This window comes from Pseudomonas sp. LB3P58 (genome assembly GCF_054897895.1).
In genome coordinates this window covers 1-13,736 of the sequence record NZ_JBUBVE010000003.1, presented here as the reverse complement: position 1 = coordinate 13,736, position 13,736 = coordinate 1, and the positions used below count along the sequence as shown (strand labels likewise).

Annotated in this window: 23 protein-coding genes; 7 read left to right on the top strand and 16 right to left on the bottom strand. The window is 55.0% G+C overall.

Going from position 1 to position 13,736, the window contains the following annotated elements:
* Positions 1-698 precede the first annotated feature (698 nt).
* The 4 genes from ACYZTZ_RS31235 to ACYZTZ_RS31220 form a co-directional block, all read right to left on the bottom strand.
* Entirely contained in the window at positions 699-986 is a 288-nt protein-coding gene (locus tag ACYZTZ_RS31235) for a hypothetical protein (RefSeq protein WP_462000775.1), read from the bottom strand.
* Between the two features lie 30 nt (positions 987-1,016).
* Positions 1,017-1,406, bottom strand: coding sequence for a hypothetical protein (locus ACYZTZ_RS31230; protein WP_462000774.1), 390 nt, complete (start codon positions 1,404-1,406; stop codon positions 1,017-1,019).
* A 22-nt stretch (positions 1,407-1,428) separates the two neighbouring features.
* The gene (locus tag ACYZTZ_RS31225) at positions 1,429-1,590 is read right to left on the bottom strand and encodes a hypothetical protein (RefSeq protein ID WP_462000773.1); all 162 of its coding nucleotides are present in this window, start codon (positions 1,588-1,590) and stop codon (positions 1,429-1,431) included.
* Positions 1,591-1,680: 90 nt separating this feature from the next.
* Complete coding sequence (locus ACYZTZ_RS31220) at positions 1,681-2,976, bottom strand: DUF3560 domain-containing protein (RefSeq protein WP_462000772.1); 1,296 nt, start codon at positions 2,974-2,976, stop codon at positions 1,681-1,683.
* Positions 2,977-3,444: 468 nt separating this feature from the next.
* Between ACYZTZ_RS31220 and ACYZTZ_RS31215 the strand changes: the two genes are divergently transcribed.
* Positions 3,445-3,570 (top strand): hypothetical protein, encoded by a 126-nt coding sequence (locus ACYZTZ_RS31215; RefSeq protein WP_462000771.1) that lies wholly within the window; start codon positions 3,445-3,447, stop codon positions 3,568-3,570.
* Positions 3,571-3,855: 285 nt separating this feature from the next.
* Here the strand turns inward: ACYZTZ_RS31215 and ACYZTZ_RS31210 are convergent, their stop codons facing one another.
* The 4 genes from ACYZTZ_RS31210 to ACYZTZ_RS31195 form a co-directional block, all read right to left on the bottom strand.
* Positions 3,856-4,068 carry a hypothetical protein gene (locus ACYZTZ_RS31210; RefSeq protein WP_462000770.1) on the bottom strand — a complete coding sequence of 71 codons (213 nt, stop codon included), beginning with the start codon at positions 4,066-4,068 and terminating at the stop codon, positions 3,856-3,858.
* A 9-nt stretch (positions 4,069-4,077) separates the two neighbouring features.
* A complete protein-coding gene (locus tag ACYZTZ_RS31205) occupies positions 4,078-5,463 on the bottom strand; it encodes a replication protein RepA (protein WP_462000769.1) in 1,386 nt (461 codons plus the stop codon).
* A 75-nt stretch (positions 5,464-5,538) separates the two neighbouring features.
* Positions 5,539-6,531, bottom strand: a complete 993-nt coding sequence (locus ACYZTZ_RS31200) for a Fic family protein (protein ID WP_462000768.1) — start codon at positions 6,529-6,531, stop codon at positions 5,539-5,541.
* A 4-nt stretch (positions 6,532-6,535) separates the two neighbouring features.
* Positions 6,536-6,910 carry an antitoxin VbhA family protein gene (locus tag ACYZTZ_RS31195; protein WP_462000767.1) on the bottom strand — a complete coding sequence of 125 codons (375 nt, stop codon included), beginning with the start codon at positions 6,908-6,910 and terminating at the stop codon, positions 6,536-6,538.
* A gap of 110 nt (positions 6,911-7,020) precedes the next feature.
* Between ACYZTZ_RS31195 and ACYZTZ_RS31190 the strand changes: the two genes are divergently transcribed.
* A complete protein-coding gene (locus ACYZTZ_RS31190; RefSeq protein ID WP_462000766.1) occupies positions 7,021-7,461 on the top strand; it encodes a hypothetical protein in 441 nt (146 codons plus the stop codon).
* On the opposite strand, the gene ACYZTZ_RS31185 is transcribed toward ACYZTZ_RS31190, so the two are convergent.
* Positions 7,458-7,688, bottom strand: coding sequence for a hypothetical protein (locus ACYZTZ_RS31185; RefSeq protein WP_462000765.1), 231 nt, complete (start codon positions 7,686-7,688; stop codon positions 7,458-7,460). The genes ACYZTZ_RS31190 and ACYZTZ_RS31185 overlap by 4 nt on opposite strands.
* A 161-nt stretch (positions 7,689-7,849) precedes the next feature.
* On the opposite strand from ACYZTZ_RS31185, the gene ACYZTZ_RS31180 reads away from it, so the two are divergent.
* Entirely contained in the window at positions 7,850-8,398 is a 549-nt protein-coding gene (locus tag ACYZTZ_RS31180; protein ID WP_462000764.1) for a recombinase family protein, read from the top strand.
* 2 nt (positions 8,399-8,400) lie between these two features.
* Positions 8,401-8,871 (top strand): hypothetical protein, encoded by a 471-nt coding sequence (locus ACYZTZ_RS31175; protein ID WP_462000763.1) that lies wholly within the window; start codon positions 8,401-8,403, stop codon positions 8,869-8,871.
* 458 nt (positions 8,872-9,329) lie between these two features.
* Here the strand turns inward: ACYZTZ_RS31175 and ACYZTZ_RS31170 are convergent, their stop codons facing one another.
* The 5 genes from ACYZTZ_RS31170 to ACYZTZ_RS31150 form a co-directional block, all read right to left on the bottom strand.
* Positions 9,330-9,482, bottom strand: a complete 153-nt coding sequence (locus ACYZTZ_RS31170; RefSeq protein WP_462000762.1) for a hypothetical protein — start codon at positions 9,480-9,482, stop codon at positions 9,330-9,332.
* Positions 9,483-9,555: 73 nt separating this feature from the next.
* A complete protein-coding gene (locus tag ACYZTZ_RS31165; protein ID WP_462000761.1) occupies positions 9,556-9,765 on the bottom strand; it encodes a hypothetical protein in 210 nt (69 codons plus the stop codon).
* 15 nt (positions 9,766-9,780) lie between these two features.
* Positions 9,781-10,071, bottom strand: a complete 291-nt coding sequence (locus ACYZTZ_RS31160; RefSeq protein WP_462000760.1) for a hypothetical protein — start codon at positions 10,069-10,071, stop codon at positions 9,781-9,783.
* Positions 10,064-10,330, bottom strand: coding sequence for a hypothetical protein (locus ACYZTZ_RS31155; RefSeq protein ID WP_462000759.1), 267 nt, complete (start codon positions 10,328-10,330; stop codon positions 10,064-10,066). The genes ACYZTZ_RS31160 and ACYZTZ_RS31155 overlap by 8 nt, the downstream gene beginning before the upstream one ends.
* A 72-nt stretch (positions 10,331-10,402) precedes the next feature.
* Positions 10,403-10,660, bottom strand: a complete 258-nt coding sequence (locus ACYZTZ_RS31150) for a hypothetical protein (protein ID WP_462000758.1) — start codon at positions 10,658-10,660, stop codon at positions 10,403-10,405.
* A 189-nt stretch (positions 10,661-10,849) separates the two neighbouring features.
* Here ACYZTZ_RS31150 and ACYZTZ_RS31145 point away from each other — a divergent pair, with 189 nt between their 5' ends.
* Complete coding sequence (locus ACYZTZ_RS31145; protein ID WP_462000757.1) at positions 10,850-11,137, top strand: hypothetical protein; 288 nt, start codon at positions 10,850-10,852, stop codon at positions 11,135-11,137.
* A 79-nt stretch (positions 11,138-11,216) separates the two neighbouring features.
* Here the strand turns inward: ACYZTZ_RS31145 and ACYZTZ_RS31140 are convergent, their stop codons facing one another.
* The gene (locus tag ACYZTZ_RS31140; protein ID WP_462000756.1) at positions 11,217-11,834 is read right to left on the bottom strand and encodes a hypothetical protein; all 618 of its coding nucleotides are present in this window, start codon (positions 11,832-11,834) and stop codon (positions 11,217-11,219) included.
* 261 nt (positions 11,835-12,095) lie between these two features.
* Positions 12,096-12,341 (bottom strand): hypothetical protein, encoded by a 246-nt coding sequence (locus ACYZTZ_RS31135; RefSeq protein WP_462000755.1) that lies wholly within the window; start codon positions 12,339-12,341, stop codon positions 12,096-12,098.
* Between the two features lie 315 nt (positions 12,342-12,656).
* Between ACYZTZ_RS31135 and ACYZTZ_RS31130 the strand changes: the two genes are divergently transcribed.
* Together ACYZTZ_RS31130 and ACYZTZ_RS31125 are read left to right on the top strand one after the other, a co-directional pair.
* Positions 12,657-13,061: a hypothetical protein gene (locus ACYZTZ_RS31130; RefSeq protein ID WP_462000754.1), complete on the top strand. Its 405-nt coding sequence runs from the start codon at positions 12,657-12,659 to the stop codon at positions 13,059-13,061.
* Positions 13,062-13,127: 66 nt separating this feature from the next.
* Positions 13,128-13,736, top strand: a 609-nt coding sequence (locus ACYZTZ_RS31125) for a lytic transglycosylase domain-containing protein (RefSeq protein WP_462000753.1), incomplete at its 3' end; no start/stop codon positions are given.

Genomic DNA, 13,736 nt, shown 5'->3' with positions numbered 1-13,736 from the left:
AAATCAACGAGATACAACGCAAGACAATTTCAGCGTGGATAACTTCGGCTGTTCACAGGGTTATACACACAGCCTGCGCGCCTCCGGCTTGCCCCAAAGGGCTTTGCCCTCTGGACGCCCAGCCTCGACCGGCAGCAGGTTTGCAGGGTGAAGAGCGCACCCTACAAACCCTTGCGGAAGGTAAGTGGCCTACACCCGCATCAAGTGTCCGCTGCGCCGCCATCCTCACCCGTTCAGACTCGCTACGCTCCCTTAGCTGCGGCCTCCGGTAGCGCACCTGACGCGGCTTCCGACCGGCACGGGTAGCCATGGGGAACGTGCGCAGGGAAAACGGCTCAGAGCCGGGCAGGGGAGCGGCCACACTGGCGACACACATTCGCCCAGGATCTGCACCGCCAGTCACCAGACGCAAAAAACCCGGCACGCGGCCGGGTTGATTGGTTTCAGGTAGAGGGTTTTCGGATGTTTTCCTATGCCGCAATGCTGGACAAAATCGCCTGCTTTGTACGTGCCGTGCAGGTATCAAGGAACTGGTGTAACAGATACGGGGTGAGGCTACGCACGTTCATAAGCGGGGTGTTCCTGACAGCGGTATACTGGACATCAGACATAGCGAGCATCCTTTGCGGGTTTCGTTGTGTTGGGCCGGTGCGAAGGTCGAAGAGCGCACCGGCATTTTTTTGCCTGTTGCGGAGCTGTTAGCCCCTGCCGAGAACGTCGCGGACGATCTCAGCTAAATGACTGGCCTCTATGCTTTCGGCCGTTGCCGGGCTGCAAACCATGCGGCGTAAACCTTTGACGGCCTCGACGGCATAGGCGTTGTTCAAGCCTCTGCGGGCCAGCCACTCAAGGGCCAAAGCCCCGGCCAACAAATCGTCGGTCAACGATTCGTGCTGCCCTTGGCCTGCGGTGATCGCATCGAGCGCCGCCACGGCCGCGCTAAGCGCACGGGGGGCAAAAGTATCTGTAGTTTCTGGCGTGAACATAACGACTCCATTCGTGACGTAGGCAGGGGTTTAGCGACTGAGAAAGCGGGTCGCGTCTCGTAGGGCCTGTGTCGCCTGATAGACCTGGTTACGCATGGTCGCTAGCTTCGCAGCCAGTCCGTCGAACTCTTGCGCCCTGCGCATACCGGCGCGGGCATCCTCGATCTTCGCCGCGTCGCTGCCGATGTAATCGCGGCGGCGGGCTTCGTCGGGCTTCTTCGGATACAGCAGATAAAAATATTTCGGCTCGCCGTCTGCATCCTTGCGCCAATGCTCGGTCGCATAAATCACCCCGGCCTTTTCAAGTTCGGCCATTTGAGCGTCAACCGCGGCCATCTTGCTTTCCAGCTCGTCAATGAGCTGAGGCATGTTCGCCGTGAGTGCAGCGAGTTCGCCCGTATGCTTTGCCTTTTTAGCCATCACTACGACTCCAAACGGGGTTTCATACCTGCGCAAGAAGTGCCGAAAGAGCGACACTCCCAAAGATCACAAGCAAGAACACAAGTGCTACAAATTGGACATATGCAAGGCCCGCCCCTGCGGCCATAACGCCGCGATTAATCTTCTTTGCAAGGGTCACAATGAGGTCATCGAAAAACTTCATAGCGGGTTACTCCTAGTCGGGGCACTAACCGGAAAATCCGGCTAGCGCTTGGTCCAGCGACATGACCAAAGTATACCATCTTGGTACTAGCTAGTCACCAATATTGGTAAGACTTAATGCGGCCATTACCTGCTGTGCGTGCCAAATTCCTTCGGCGGTTAGCTTACGAACCCACGGCTTACCGTCGCGGCTCGGGCTCCAGTTGAAACTGTGGCCTTTCAGCAGCTTGCGGGTGGCCTCGTCCGGCTTCCCGTCGAACAAGAACATCACGCGATTCTCTGCGGTGTCTTCGCGATAGGTGAACCCGTTCCCCGCCTGCTCGACATCAACCCGCTGTTTCTGCTTCTCCAGCTCGGCAATGCGGCCTTGAATCCGTTTTATGTTCGCGTTGTTGTTGGTCAGCGAATAGCTGGCAAAACCAACACGCCCGGCGAAGTCTTTTTCCAGTACCTGGGCCGCGCGTACTTCGGAGAACCCCAAGGCCACTAGAGCGGCTTTCTGACTATCCGGGGTCTTATTGCTGCGAATGGCCTTGTTCGCTGCTTTCATTGCTTCCTGCGTGCGCTCTGCGTTGTCCAGTTGAACGCGCAGCTTCGCCACGGCGTCCGGGTCATCGCTGGAAATTCCGCCAGTCCCTACGGACTCCGCTTTTTTTGCGTAATGGTCGGCTTTATCCATCAACGCGAATGACTTGCCAAACGTGTTTTCAATTTTGCCCCGATAGTTACGGTCGCGGCGTTCGCTGTGATGGCCGACTAGGATCGGTTGGCCGAAAGGAATCACCGACGCCATGTCACGCGCGCGCTTGTAGGTGGTTTGGCTGAGTGATTGCGCGCTGGCCGCCCGATCCTCGTAACGCTCACGCCGTGCGGCTTGTTTGGCTTCGTATGCGTTCAGCTCACGCGGTGCCTGGGTGGCCTCGGCTTCTGGTGCGGCGACTTCCTCGGCGGCAGGCTCGACGGTCACGGCGTCCGCTTGTTCGTTCGGCTCGACTGGCTCGGCGTCCAGCGGCTGAGTCTGCGAGAGGTGAAAAACCGTTGTAGTTTTGATCTTTTTTACCGGCTTTTTTTCGCCTGTTTCCGGGTCTTTTTTCTCGCACGGGATAACGGTCACAATCTTTACGCCTTGCTCGCCGCGCATCACAACCCGGCCTAGTGCTTTCCACGCTTTAAAGGTGAACACGTTTACTCGCGGCAAGATGTCTTTAGCCTCAATGCCTTTAGCTTCGAAACCGTCATAAATCGCCTGAAAGTTCGCCACGCTCTCACTGGTCAAAGCATTAGTCAGCGCCTTTTGTTGCAGCTCTTCTTTGCTGAGCTTTTCGCTGTTCAACCATGCTTTGCTAGATGCTTTCGCCGGATTTTGATTTGTTTGTGGGTGATTCATGTCGGTTTCCGCCTTTGGTTGTGAACCTTGCTTCGCTGAGTGCCTTGCGCCGTAGCCCGTAGGTGGATCGGCCGGGAAAAGTGCGTTGCAAGGGCGGAAGCTGAGGCCGCAGCTAAGGGAGCGCAGCGAGTCTGAACGGGGGAAGTTTCCGGGCGTAGCCGAACCCTTGTGACGTGCCCCGGTTGATCTACCTTCAAGGGCAGGTGCAAGGGACTCTGCGAGGCATACGGCCTCAAGTCGGACACGGACATGAACACAGGCCTATTGCAGCGGCACGCTGCGCAGACGGGCGCAGCCCGGCTTGATAGTGAGGAACGAACGCCCGCTTTTAGGCTGTTGCTCTGGATCTGCTGGCTTGTGCTTTGGCTGGGCCTGTCTATGGTGACAACCTGGGAAGATCGATCGGCAATTTCAGTCGCCAATCCATGGCGACAATTCACGGCGCCGGCGCCGGGGTTTCAGTCACCAATGAGCGCTATAAGTGGTGACGGCCAAGACATGGCCAAGTCTGCAAGCCGTCACCAATTGGCCGGGGTGGTGACAGAGAAACGTCCTGCAGGACGGATCACTGTCACCATGCCTTCGCTGGACTGAGAGCATGTGGCGATTTTTCAGGGGTGGGCTATCGTAAATATGCCACTAAAGCAGGCGGACACTATGCGAGCCGTCTAGAGCTGGAATGGATGTGGACTTGAGCCATTCAGCTTTAAAAAAGGGCGTGGGGGTTGGAAATCCCGCCGAGGTCAGGCCCTAGTCCACCGACCGACGCGAAACATCAAACAAGGCCCGTGCAAGCGGGCCTTGTCATGTCTGGCGAATGGCGACAAATGCGCGTGACCTGGTGCGCGTGATTGTCACCAGTGCATAGCGGCCGGAACCCTAGCCATTGGCAGGCATAGGGATGTCTGGCGGGGTCGGAGTAATACACGGCATCTGGTTCGGATTTTTGGCAATTTCTGCGCAGTGATTTTCGTAGTCGGTCTGCATCCGATGTTTCTCGTATTTCTGTTGAAGCCAGCCGCCAATCAAAAAGACAGCGATAAGGCTGTAGGTGATTTTTTCTCGGCGGGATAGCTTGAAAGTAGCGTCCATGCGTAAACCTTAAAATGGCAGTTGTGGTTGCTTCGGCGTGGCGGCCGGAGCGATATGTGTCGGGCTTGGGTAAAGTACAAGCCCGTTTTTGCTGTCTGAACACCGCGCGGCTGGGTAAACGATCAGGACATGCTTGAGCTCGCGCAAGAATGCCCGCTTAAAATCTCGTAGGCCCTGCTCATTGGAGGCGTAGCCCGCTCCAAACTGCCCAGCTAATGCAATCCACGGAATGGTTGTGCGCCGCGACAAGTAGCTCATGCGATGCGTTAGCCACATGTAAATATCAAGAGCCAGCGGCGACGAACGCAGCGGTTTAATGGCGCGCATGTCGAACGGCAATTTATGCTCGACGCACTCGTTAAAAAACTTCTCGGAGAGCGAGACGGTAGATTGCCATTTACCGGCGTCATCTTCGGTCTGCGGTGTCCACCAGCAATTAATGTCATCGGCCAGCATCACGTTATTCAGGGCGAAATTTTCGCGGCCGTCGTAATGGCAAGAAATAATGGAGCTGAACAAGGTGGTCATGGCGTGTTTCAGTCGGGTGATGTCACCGCGCTTGCCGCCAGAGTTGTTAAGGCCCAGCTCTTGAAGGTAAGCGGCGAGGTTGTCGCCCAGGTGCAATACGCGCTCTTTCTTTTGGGCAATCTCGGTGCAAACCCACGTAAGGAGCAATCGCGGGATCGTGCCGAAGGGCAGGCCCTCGGGATGTGCGGTCATCATGGTTAGCGTGAAGTCGCCGTTTTTGCGCACAAACCGGAAGTCGTCTATCCGGCGATGGGGCAGGGTGGCAATAGCGAGGGATCGCGTCATAAAGCCAAGCGTGCCCGCGCTCTTGGCGTCTTCTGCCTCAATCGTAAGGTGGGTTTCAATCAGCTCACGCACCCGCTGTGGGAGTTCACCAGTGCGGTAGTCGTAGACGGCAATCGGCCGGGTTACGGGTGTGTCTTTCGCGGCCTTGGATTTTTTGGGTACCGGGGCTTCCGCCTTAAAGAAACAGGTATTGAAGATGTCGTTTTCCAGCTCGCGTTCTTCTTGTTCCTTTTTCGCATTCTCAACGGCCAGTGCCGCAGCACGCGCGGCGGATACCGGGTCCGTCACTGGCTTGGCTGGCACTACGTTTGCGCTTGTTGTGCCATTGCCGTCGGATAGGGGGTGAGGCTTGGGCTGTTGGGGTCGAGGTGGAATCGTTTCTACAGCCTCGCGCGGCTGCTCGATCTGCGCAGCCTCAAACACTTCACGCCTGATTCTGGCAGTGTTGGCCGCAACCTCGACGGCCATCATTGGACTAACCCCGGCCTCGATCAACTCGGCCACGTAGGCTGATTCATCGAACGTAAAAATGGGCGCTTTTTTAGCGGCTGCCCCTGTTGTGGTATTCTGTAGATCAGTCATCGAAACCCGTCCCTTAAGTGGTTAGATGGCGAAACCGTCAGATTTGCCCATCTGGCGGTTTTTTTTGCCCGCGATTTAACGCTCGTAGTCAGTGCCTCGGTCTATCGGCTTGGTGATTTCCGGTCGGGCTTTCTCCACAACAGGCGCTGCCTTGCTTTGGCCCTGCTCCCTGTGGCTCGCGTACTGCCCTAACTGGCGCGTCTCGCCTGCGTCCAACTTTTTCTGTAAATGCTGAGTGACCAGGCCAAGTGCCCGTTGCTGTTTTTCGGCATCGCCGGGCATCTTCTCGGCCGCGAACAGCCGCGCAGAATCCATCGCCTTAAAAGCGGTGGAAAGCTCAGGGAATTTTTCCAATGCCTTGTCTTGCGGCAACTGTTCAAAGGCTACGGCCCTGCTTGGTCGTACTGCGCTTTTCAGTAATTCGGGTAAAGGCTGAAAACGACTCGTCAAAATTTCTTGAACCTTGGCGATATTCTCAGCGGCTTTGGGGTTGTTGATACCCCGCTCTAGGGCGATTCCGTTAACGCCCATATCCCGAGCAACATACAGTTCGTTGCGGGTCTTGGTGGACTCGTTGAAGCGTTTCCAATCAACGTCGTAACCCGAAGCCTCTGCAAGTTGTTTGGTGAACGTGCGCAAGGTGCGGCTGTTGCCATCGATGAACGGATGGATGTAATCCAACTTCGTATAGAGTTCGCCCAGGTGCTTAGTAAACTCTTCGGTCTTCATGCCTTTGAGTTTTTCGGGATCGACGTTTTCCAGCGTGCTAGCTAGCTCTTCACGGCTTTTTTCGTCCATGTCTGAGTAACGGACATAAATCGTCCCTTTGACGCCTTCTAGATCGATTGGCCGATTTTTCACCCAATCTCCGCCCGGCCGGGCAGGGGGGCGAAATTCGCCCGGCGTGTACTTGTCAAAGCCAGCCTTTGGCATGTCTTGAAAAATACGCCGGTTAACTTCCTTGAGGTGGTCGAGGTCGAATTTTCCCTGAACTGGCTTTGCTTCCAGTTCAACGATACGCGCCCACGTAATCCGGCCTTCCAGTTCTTCGCGCCCGTCCTGAGCCATACGATTAATGCTCTGTCGATTGTTCGATTGCGCTCGCTATGAACGCTTCAATGTCCAACTCGCCGCTAACATAGCGATCCGCCAATTCTCGGTCGTTCTCGGATAATACGAAGCCCTCCAGCCCCACGGATGCCGTGGCAAAGCCGACCGCTTTTTGGCGGGCCCGCTGCTCGTCTTCGCTGATCTGAGGCAAAGCCTCCGGGGTAGCATTGGCAACATAGCCACGCATGAACTCACGCAGTACCTGAGCGCCTTTCGTGTGATGGCGGTTAGCGGCTTGCAAGAAATCGTCTTTAAGAGCTGGTTCGACGCGGATTGTGTATTGAATTTCTTTCGACATAATCATGCCCTCTGTCTGATTGGAGTGGTAACGCTCCATGGGCACCATTTTACGCGCACATACATTGTATGTGCAATGTATGTAAGCACTAAATGGCGACAAAAATCAGGTGGCCATCGGCACCGGCTGTCACCATCGAGGGACGATTAATGCAGAAAAGGACAGTGGCCGGGTGGGGTGGATACGACGTCCTGCTGGGCAAAATGTCAGATAAGGTTATCGCAGAGTTTGCAGATGTGGCGGTTTCCACGATCCGCAAGCGCCGGGTGAAGCTGGAAATTCCAGCCTTTGCTACAACGTCGTGTATTGCTGACTTCGATCATCTGTTGGGCACGATCCCTGACCAAGCCGTGGCGGATTTGGCTGGGGTGTCGAAAAACGCTATCACCTCACGCCGTACAGACTTGGGCGTATCTTCTTGGAAGAGCAAAATAACGTCGCCGCTCGATAGCTTCGCGGCGGTGCTGGGCAAACTCAGTGATGCTGAAATTGCCGATAGGGCAGGGGTGACGCCGGGGGCTGTATTGAAACGGCGCAGACGCGACAAGGTAGCGCCCTATAAGCGCCGCAAGCGCGGCGTCACGGATTAAAAACACCAGACCAACGCATCGTTGTTCCACCAACCCAACTCAAGCAATTGCGACCGGTCAGCACTAGCAAGTTTTTCAAATTCGACCTCTTGAATTTGAACGGCTCGTCCAGAACGATGACAAGGGTAAATTTCCATGTCCGGCTTATAGGCTTTCAGGATCAGTAGCCCCGACATAAGGCAATCGACTGCCAGCCGAGGCTGGATTATCGGTGTTTGCTTAGCCATCGCGTTTTTTCTCCTTGCTGTGTTCGTAAAACGAACGATTTACGGATGCTGTCAACCTTTCGCAAGAAAAGCTCCATTGCCCAATGGTAATTGTTCTTTTACTCGTCCGCAAAACAGAGTCTGTATACTCTCCGCACCAACGAGTTAACGGACAACATCGAATGAAAATTGGCTATGCCAGAATTTCGACGGACGATCAGAACCTAGACTTGCAAAAAGACGCCCTGACTGCGGCCGGGTGTGAACGCCTGTTCACTGATGTCATGAGCGGGGCCAAAGTGGACAGACCGGGACTAAAGGAAGCTTTGGCGTTCGCCCGGCCGGGGGATCTACTTGTGGTCTGGCGACTTGACCGCCTCGGCCGCTCGCTGCACGAGCTGGTGAAGCTCGTCAGCGAACTTGAAGCCCTCGGCATCGGTTTCGAGAGTTTGACAGAGCGGATCGATACCAGCAGCGCGGCCGGGGAATTGATATTCCACGTCTTCGGCTCTATTGCACAGTTTGAACGACGCTTGATGATTGAACGGACTCAGGCCGGACTTTCATCAGCCCGCGCGCGAGGGAGAACGGGCGGTCGCCCAGGTGCAACACCCGAAATCATCAATGCCATTAAAACACTGTCGATGACGGATCAATCACCGTCACAAATTTGCGCGGCATTAAAGATCAGCCGTAGCACCTACTACAAATTCGCCAAGTCCAAGGATTGAATATGAAAATGCCTATGCCCCCAAAGCCGGACAACGTGTCGCTGTTTTTTTTCCGCCGATTCTGGGCAAATACTGATTTGTCCGAGGGGAATGATTGGTACGACTGGAAGAATATCGAGAACATCCCGCCTTGTGGTTTATTCGACTTTCCTCCTGCAACGGAATTAGAGTTTTATCCGGCACCGGCCAACGTGGATTTTGAGTTTATCGAACTGCCATTAAATGAGGCACTTTCCACGCTCGATGACGAAATGAGGTTTGAACTCAACCCGCTTAGATGGCACCGCGTTAAAAAGATGCTGAGCGCTGGTCGGATTGAATACCCGGAAATGACGCTAAACAAAGAGGGTAGCCCTGTGCTGATGGATGGTCGGCATAGAATCGTCGCAATGATGAAACTAATGGGGATGCAGTCGGCACCCTTTGCTGTCGCGCCCGAACACTTGCAGGCCGTCCGAAACTATTTTTTGTAGGCAACCCGCAAAAAACGCCTCGACTTGTCGGGGCTTTTGTTTGTGGGGGACAAGCAACGCGCGTCAGGTACTTAGCTCGGTTACTGCGCGCCTCCGGCTTGCCCCAAAGGGCTTTGCCCTCTGGACGCCCAGCCTCGACCGGCAGCAGGTTTGCAGGGTGAAGAGCGCACCCTACAAACCCTTGCGGAAGGTAAGTGGCCTACACCCGCATCAAGTGTCCGCTGCGCCGCTATCCTCACCCGTTCAGACTCGCTACGCTCCCTTAGCTGCGGCCTCCGGTAGCGCACCTGACGCGGCTTCCGACCGGCACGGGTAGCCATGGGGAACGTGCGCAGGGAAAACGGCTCAGAGCCGGGCAGGGGAACGGCCACACTGGCGACACACATTCGCCCAGGATCTGCACCGCCAGTCACCAGACGCAAAAAACCCGGCACGCGGCCGGGTTCTGATACAGCTGGTTACGCTTGAAAAGTTGGGTTGTTGTCAGTTTCGATTACTGCGTTCAGAAAGCAAAAAGCCAACCCGACAGCACCAAATCCAGCCAACACTAAATCGCCCAAAACCAAGCCAGCCGCTAGGGCTATGACGTTTGCAATCTTGATAAACCGCATGACGTTTTCCTGTTTGTGACGATAAAAATGGTTATGCCGATGGCAGCGGATGACATCTTACACTTACTTATTGTTAACGCCAGTCGCGGAAGATCGGGCGGAACATCACATTGGGATTGAACATCAAGCCGGTTTTGCTGAGGTTTACACCCATTGAACCGTTAACCGGCAAGCCGCCGATGTTATAAGCCCGGTATCCGGTGCCGCCGTAGTAATAAGGGCCATTTGCACAACCGGACAACAGCACTACCAACAAACAGCCTATCAAGTGTTGATATTTCATTTTGTTGACTCCCTATTATTGTTCGCTCAACTTAAGTTCGGACTGTTCCGGCTGCCAGTCGGTCATTTCAACAGTCACAACTTTAAAACCGATGTCGTAAAGCATTTTGATAGCGGTGGTCGGGTCAGCAATGGGCCGGGGAGTGCGGCCGGTGTACTTCACCAAAATGACGCGCTCGCCTGTCCGGGTATCGGCGGTCAGGTGGAAACGGCGACCATGGGCAACTATCTGCGCGGCGGTGAGGCCTCCGCTGTGAAACGTGGTGCGTATTTCTTCGAGGGTCATGGTTCGCATGGGCTTACTCATCAGGGCGCACCACTTCAATAATCAGGTCGTCTTCCACGGCCGCAAAGGTGTGACGCTTCCCGTCGCTGCTCTCCAGTGCGCCCAACTCCCAAGCTAGCGGACCGCCCGCGTTGCTGTTCAAGTTGTCTTCAATGACGCCCAAGCACTCCAGACGGCAGACCGCCGGGCTAACATCTGGCCGGGCCTGAATGCTGAGAAATTCCGTGAAACGGGCCGCACCTACGGCCGTGAAGTCGTGAATCTGTTTGTAGGTATCCATGGCGGTTAACTCCGGTAATGGTGACAAAAGGTCAGGGCCTGGCAGCGCTTAACGTCGCCAAGCCCCGCAACCTTAAAAGGCCGAGTTAGCTTCCAGCTTTTCGGATATCTCTTTAGCCACGCCCAGCCAAACGTTCGGAGGGATGATCCCGCCGCCCATTGCGGCCAGCTCTTCGGGCGATGCGTTGACGACGTGGTGGGCCTGCTTGCTCAAGGCATCCATGACGAAAACCTGTGCCAGCGCGCCGAATTTGGAAAACTCCATCAAGTCGGTGATGATTTCGACGTTCGATTTGCGCGGGGCCTTTGCTGCTGCGGTGTTCTGGTTCATGCTGCTGACTCCTTTGGATTACCAAAGCATTCGTTTGGCGTGACCAAAGTATATCATCTTGGTAAGCGTTTTCTACAAAATTTGGTAATTTCTTTGTAAAAACACTTTGGCCGCCATTTGGCAGGGCTGGCCGTCTATCTGGCCGACCCTGTACTGTCCGCGCTCCAATCCGCTGACTAAGGAAAAGCCATGCGACTAAGCCGTTTAGGGACTGTTTTCTGCCTGATGTATCTGCTGCCTGCCATCGCATGCGTAGCAATGGCCTTATCCAGCGGCGATTCAAAGTCGCGGTTTGTGCTTTTGCAGCTGCCTATCGCACTGCAAATTTCGGCTTTGGATACCATGGGCTTTCGTGAAAGCCTCCACGGGCTCTCTTGGCCTGCGGCCTATCTGCTTCTTTGCGTTCCAGTCGTAGCGGCCTTGTATTGCATAGGGCTAGGGTTAGGTTTGTTGTTTAAGCGCATGTCTAACTGGTGACACACATTCGCCCAGGATCTGCACCGCCAGTCACCAGACGCAAAAAACCCGGCACGCGGCCGGGGGGGGTGTCTGTCGATCAGGCGTAGGACGTGACGGCGCAGGGCTTGCCGTCCCATTTGCGCATACTGCCGTGCCAGCTTTGGAAACCAGTCAGCGCGTGCAACTCGATTGCCCGGCGTGTCAGCTCTTCGGAGCGGGCCGCAAAAATACCCGGCATGGGGGTTTTCTTGCCGGTCATGCTATGCGGATCGCCCTCGACCAACTCGGCTTCGATCTGTCGCACGACGGCAGAACGAGCGGATGGCACCCGTAGAACTTGGAAGAACGTCACGTTGGTTTGCTCACAGCCCCAGGTGCTGCACACGATGTCGCCGGGCACCAGACCATGCAAGGCCGTCTGACGGCTGCGCTTGTAGTCTTCGTTGCTGAGCTGCTGGCTGACGTACTGCGCCAAGTATTCATCCCGCGCCGCCTCTGTCTGATACCCCTCATGCCGCGCCGCCTTCGACTGTCGCCCCTTGTAGGCCAGATAAACGAATCCCTGCGCATTTTGGTAGCAGTAGGCAACGACCGCCGCCGCTGGAAATTCCCGCGCCTCGGCATTGGCAGGAATAAAGCGTTGCTTTGCTGGTCGCTTTACCATTGCTTTGCTAGATGCTTTCGCCGGATTTTGATTTGTTTGTGGGTGATTCATGTCGGTTTCCGCCTTTGGTTGTGAACCTTGCTTCGCTGAGTGCCTTGCGCCGTAGCCCGTAGGTGGATCGGCCGGGAAAAGTGCGTTGCAAGGGCGGAAGCTGAGGCCGCAGCTAAGGGAGCGCAGCGAGTCTGAACGGGGGAAGTTTCCGGGCGTAGCCGAACCCTTGTGACGTGCCCCGGTTGATCTACCTTCAAGGGCAGGTGCAAGGGACTCTGCGAGGCATACGGCCTCAAGTCGGACACGGACATGAACACAGGCCTATTGCAGCGGCACGCTGCGCAGACGGGCGTAGCCCGGCTTGATAGTGAGGAACGAACGCCCGCTTTTAGGCTGTTGCTCTGGATCTGCTGTGGTTGGCTTTGCTGGCCTGTCTTTGGTGACAACCCGGGAAGATCGATCGGCAATTTCAGTCGCCAATCCATGGCGACAAATCTCGGCGCCGGCGCCGGGGTTTTTGTCGCCATAAGCACGGTTTGAAATTGGCGACATTTGGACGGTGGCCATCTCTCTTTGCTGTCGCCAACTTTGGGTCAATTTTGTAAAAAAAAGTAAGCGTACTACCGAGTTAACGCTGTTTTTGGATGGATATTGTCGATTTTGATATGGCGACAGAGTGTCAATTTAACGTCGAAATACAGTCGCCAATTTGCTACTCTTTGGCGACTGGATTGAAGGTCGCTGACGCACCTCAACATGGATCCAAAATATCCACTTTTGGTACGCCAGAGTACGAATAGGGACATGAGTTAAAAGGTTTTGCCTAATTAACTAATTAACGCCTACCAAAATATAGCGTTTTGGCTATAAAATAGGACGATCATGACCGCACCCGACAGGACTCACATGAAGCTATCCCCATGTAGTCCCGCCAACAGCATTTTGGAAGGTGACTTGGATCTAGCTGTGCAGCAACAGACCTTGAAGAAACTCAAGGTCATGGAGACGCCGGAAGGATTTTTTGTCATCGCCCAGCTCAAATGGGCGGGAAGTAAGGAGTGGTATTTGACCACTCGGCGCGAACGTACACAGCCGAAACTGTTCAAAGATCTGAAAAGGCTGAACGATCATTTGAAAGAAGCGTATCCCACGGACAGTTTCGAGCTTCATAGGAACCAAGAAGTACCCGCTCCAGGTGATCACAAAGCGCCTACAGATCGACAATTTGGGGTCGAGCAAGAACAGCCAGAAACGCAAGAAAACGCACGGAAGCGGACTACCAAATAAGGGGTTAGGAGATAACCAAGATATGGTATTATGGTTTCCGTCTAAATAAGACAAGGAGACCTAACCATGCTGGATTTCTTGACCTTGGCGCAGCAATGCGCGCCAACCGTAGCACCGCAGACGATGGCGTCAGTCGTCACTGTCGAGTCGCTGGCTAACCCTTATGGAATTGGCGTGGTTGACGGATACCTTGTCCGTCAACCGACTAACCGCGAAGAAGCTGTAGCCACTGCGCAAGCGCTTGCGAATGCCGGGTGGAATTTCTCCCTCGGTGCTGCACAAGTCAACCGCTACAACCTCCCAAAATACAATGTGACCTACGATCAGGCGTTCGATCCGTGCACCAGTCTGCGCGTCGGCTCGAAAATCCTTGAGGACTGCTATGTCAGGGCCTCAAAAACCCGCCCTGATCCTCAAGTGGCCTTACAGGCTGCTATTTCCTGCTACTACTCGGGCAATTTCAGCCGCGGCTTTAAGCCAGACAAGCCAGGGTCAACGAGTTACGTCGAGCGTGTGATGCTCGCCGCTGCCGATCCGGTAAAAACCGTCCCTATAGTCCCTGAATTAATCGTCGGCAATTCCGCCAAACCAATTGAGGTCAGGGCCACCGACGACAACCCCCCGGTAAAATTGACCAAACAACCCAGCGGCCCTATAGCCCCTCCATCTGACAAC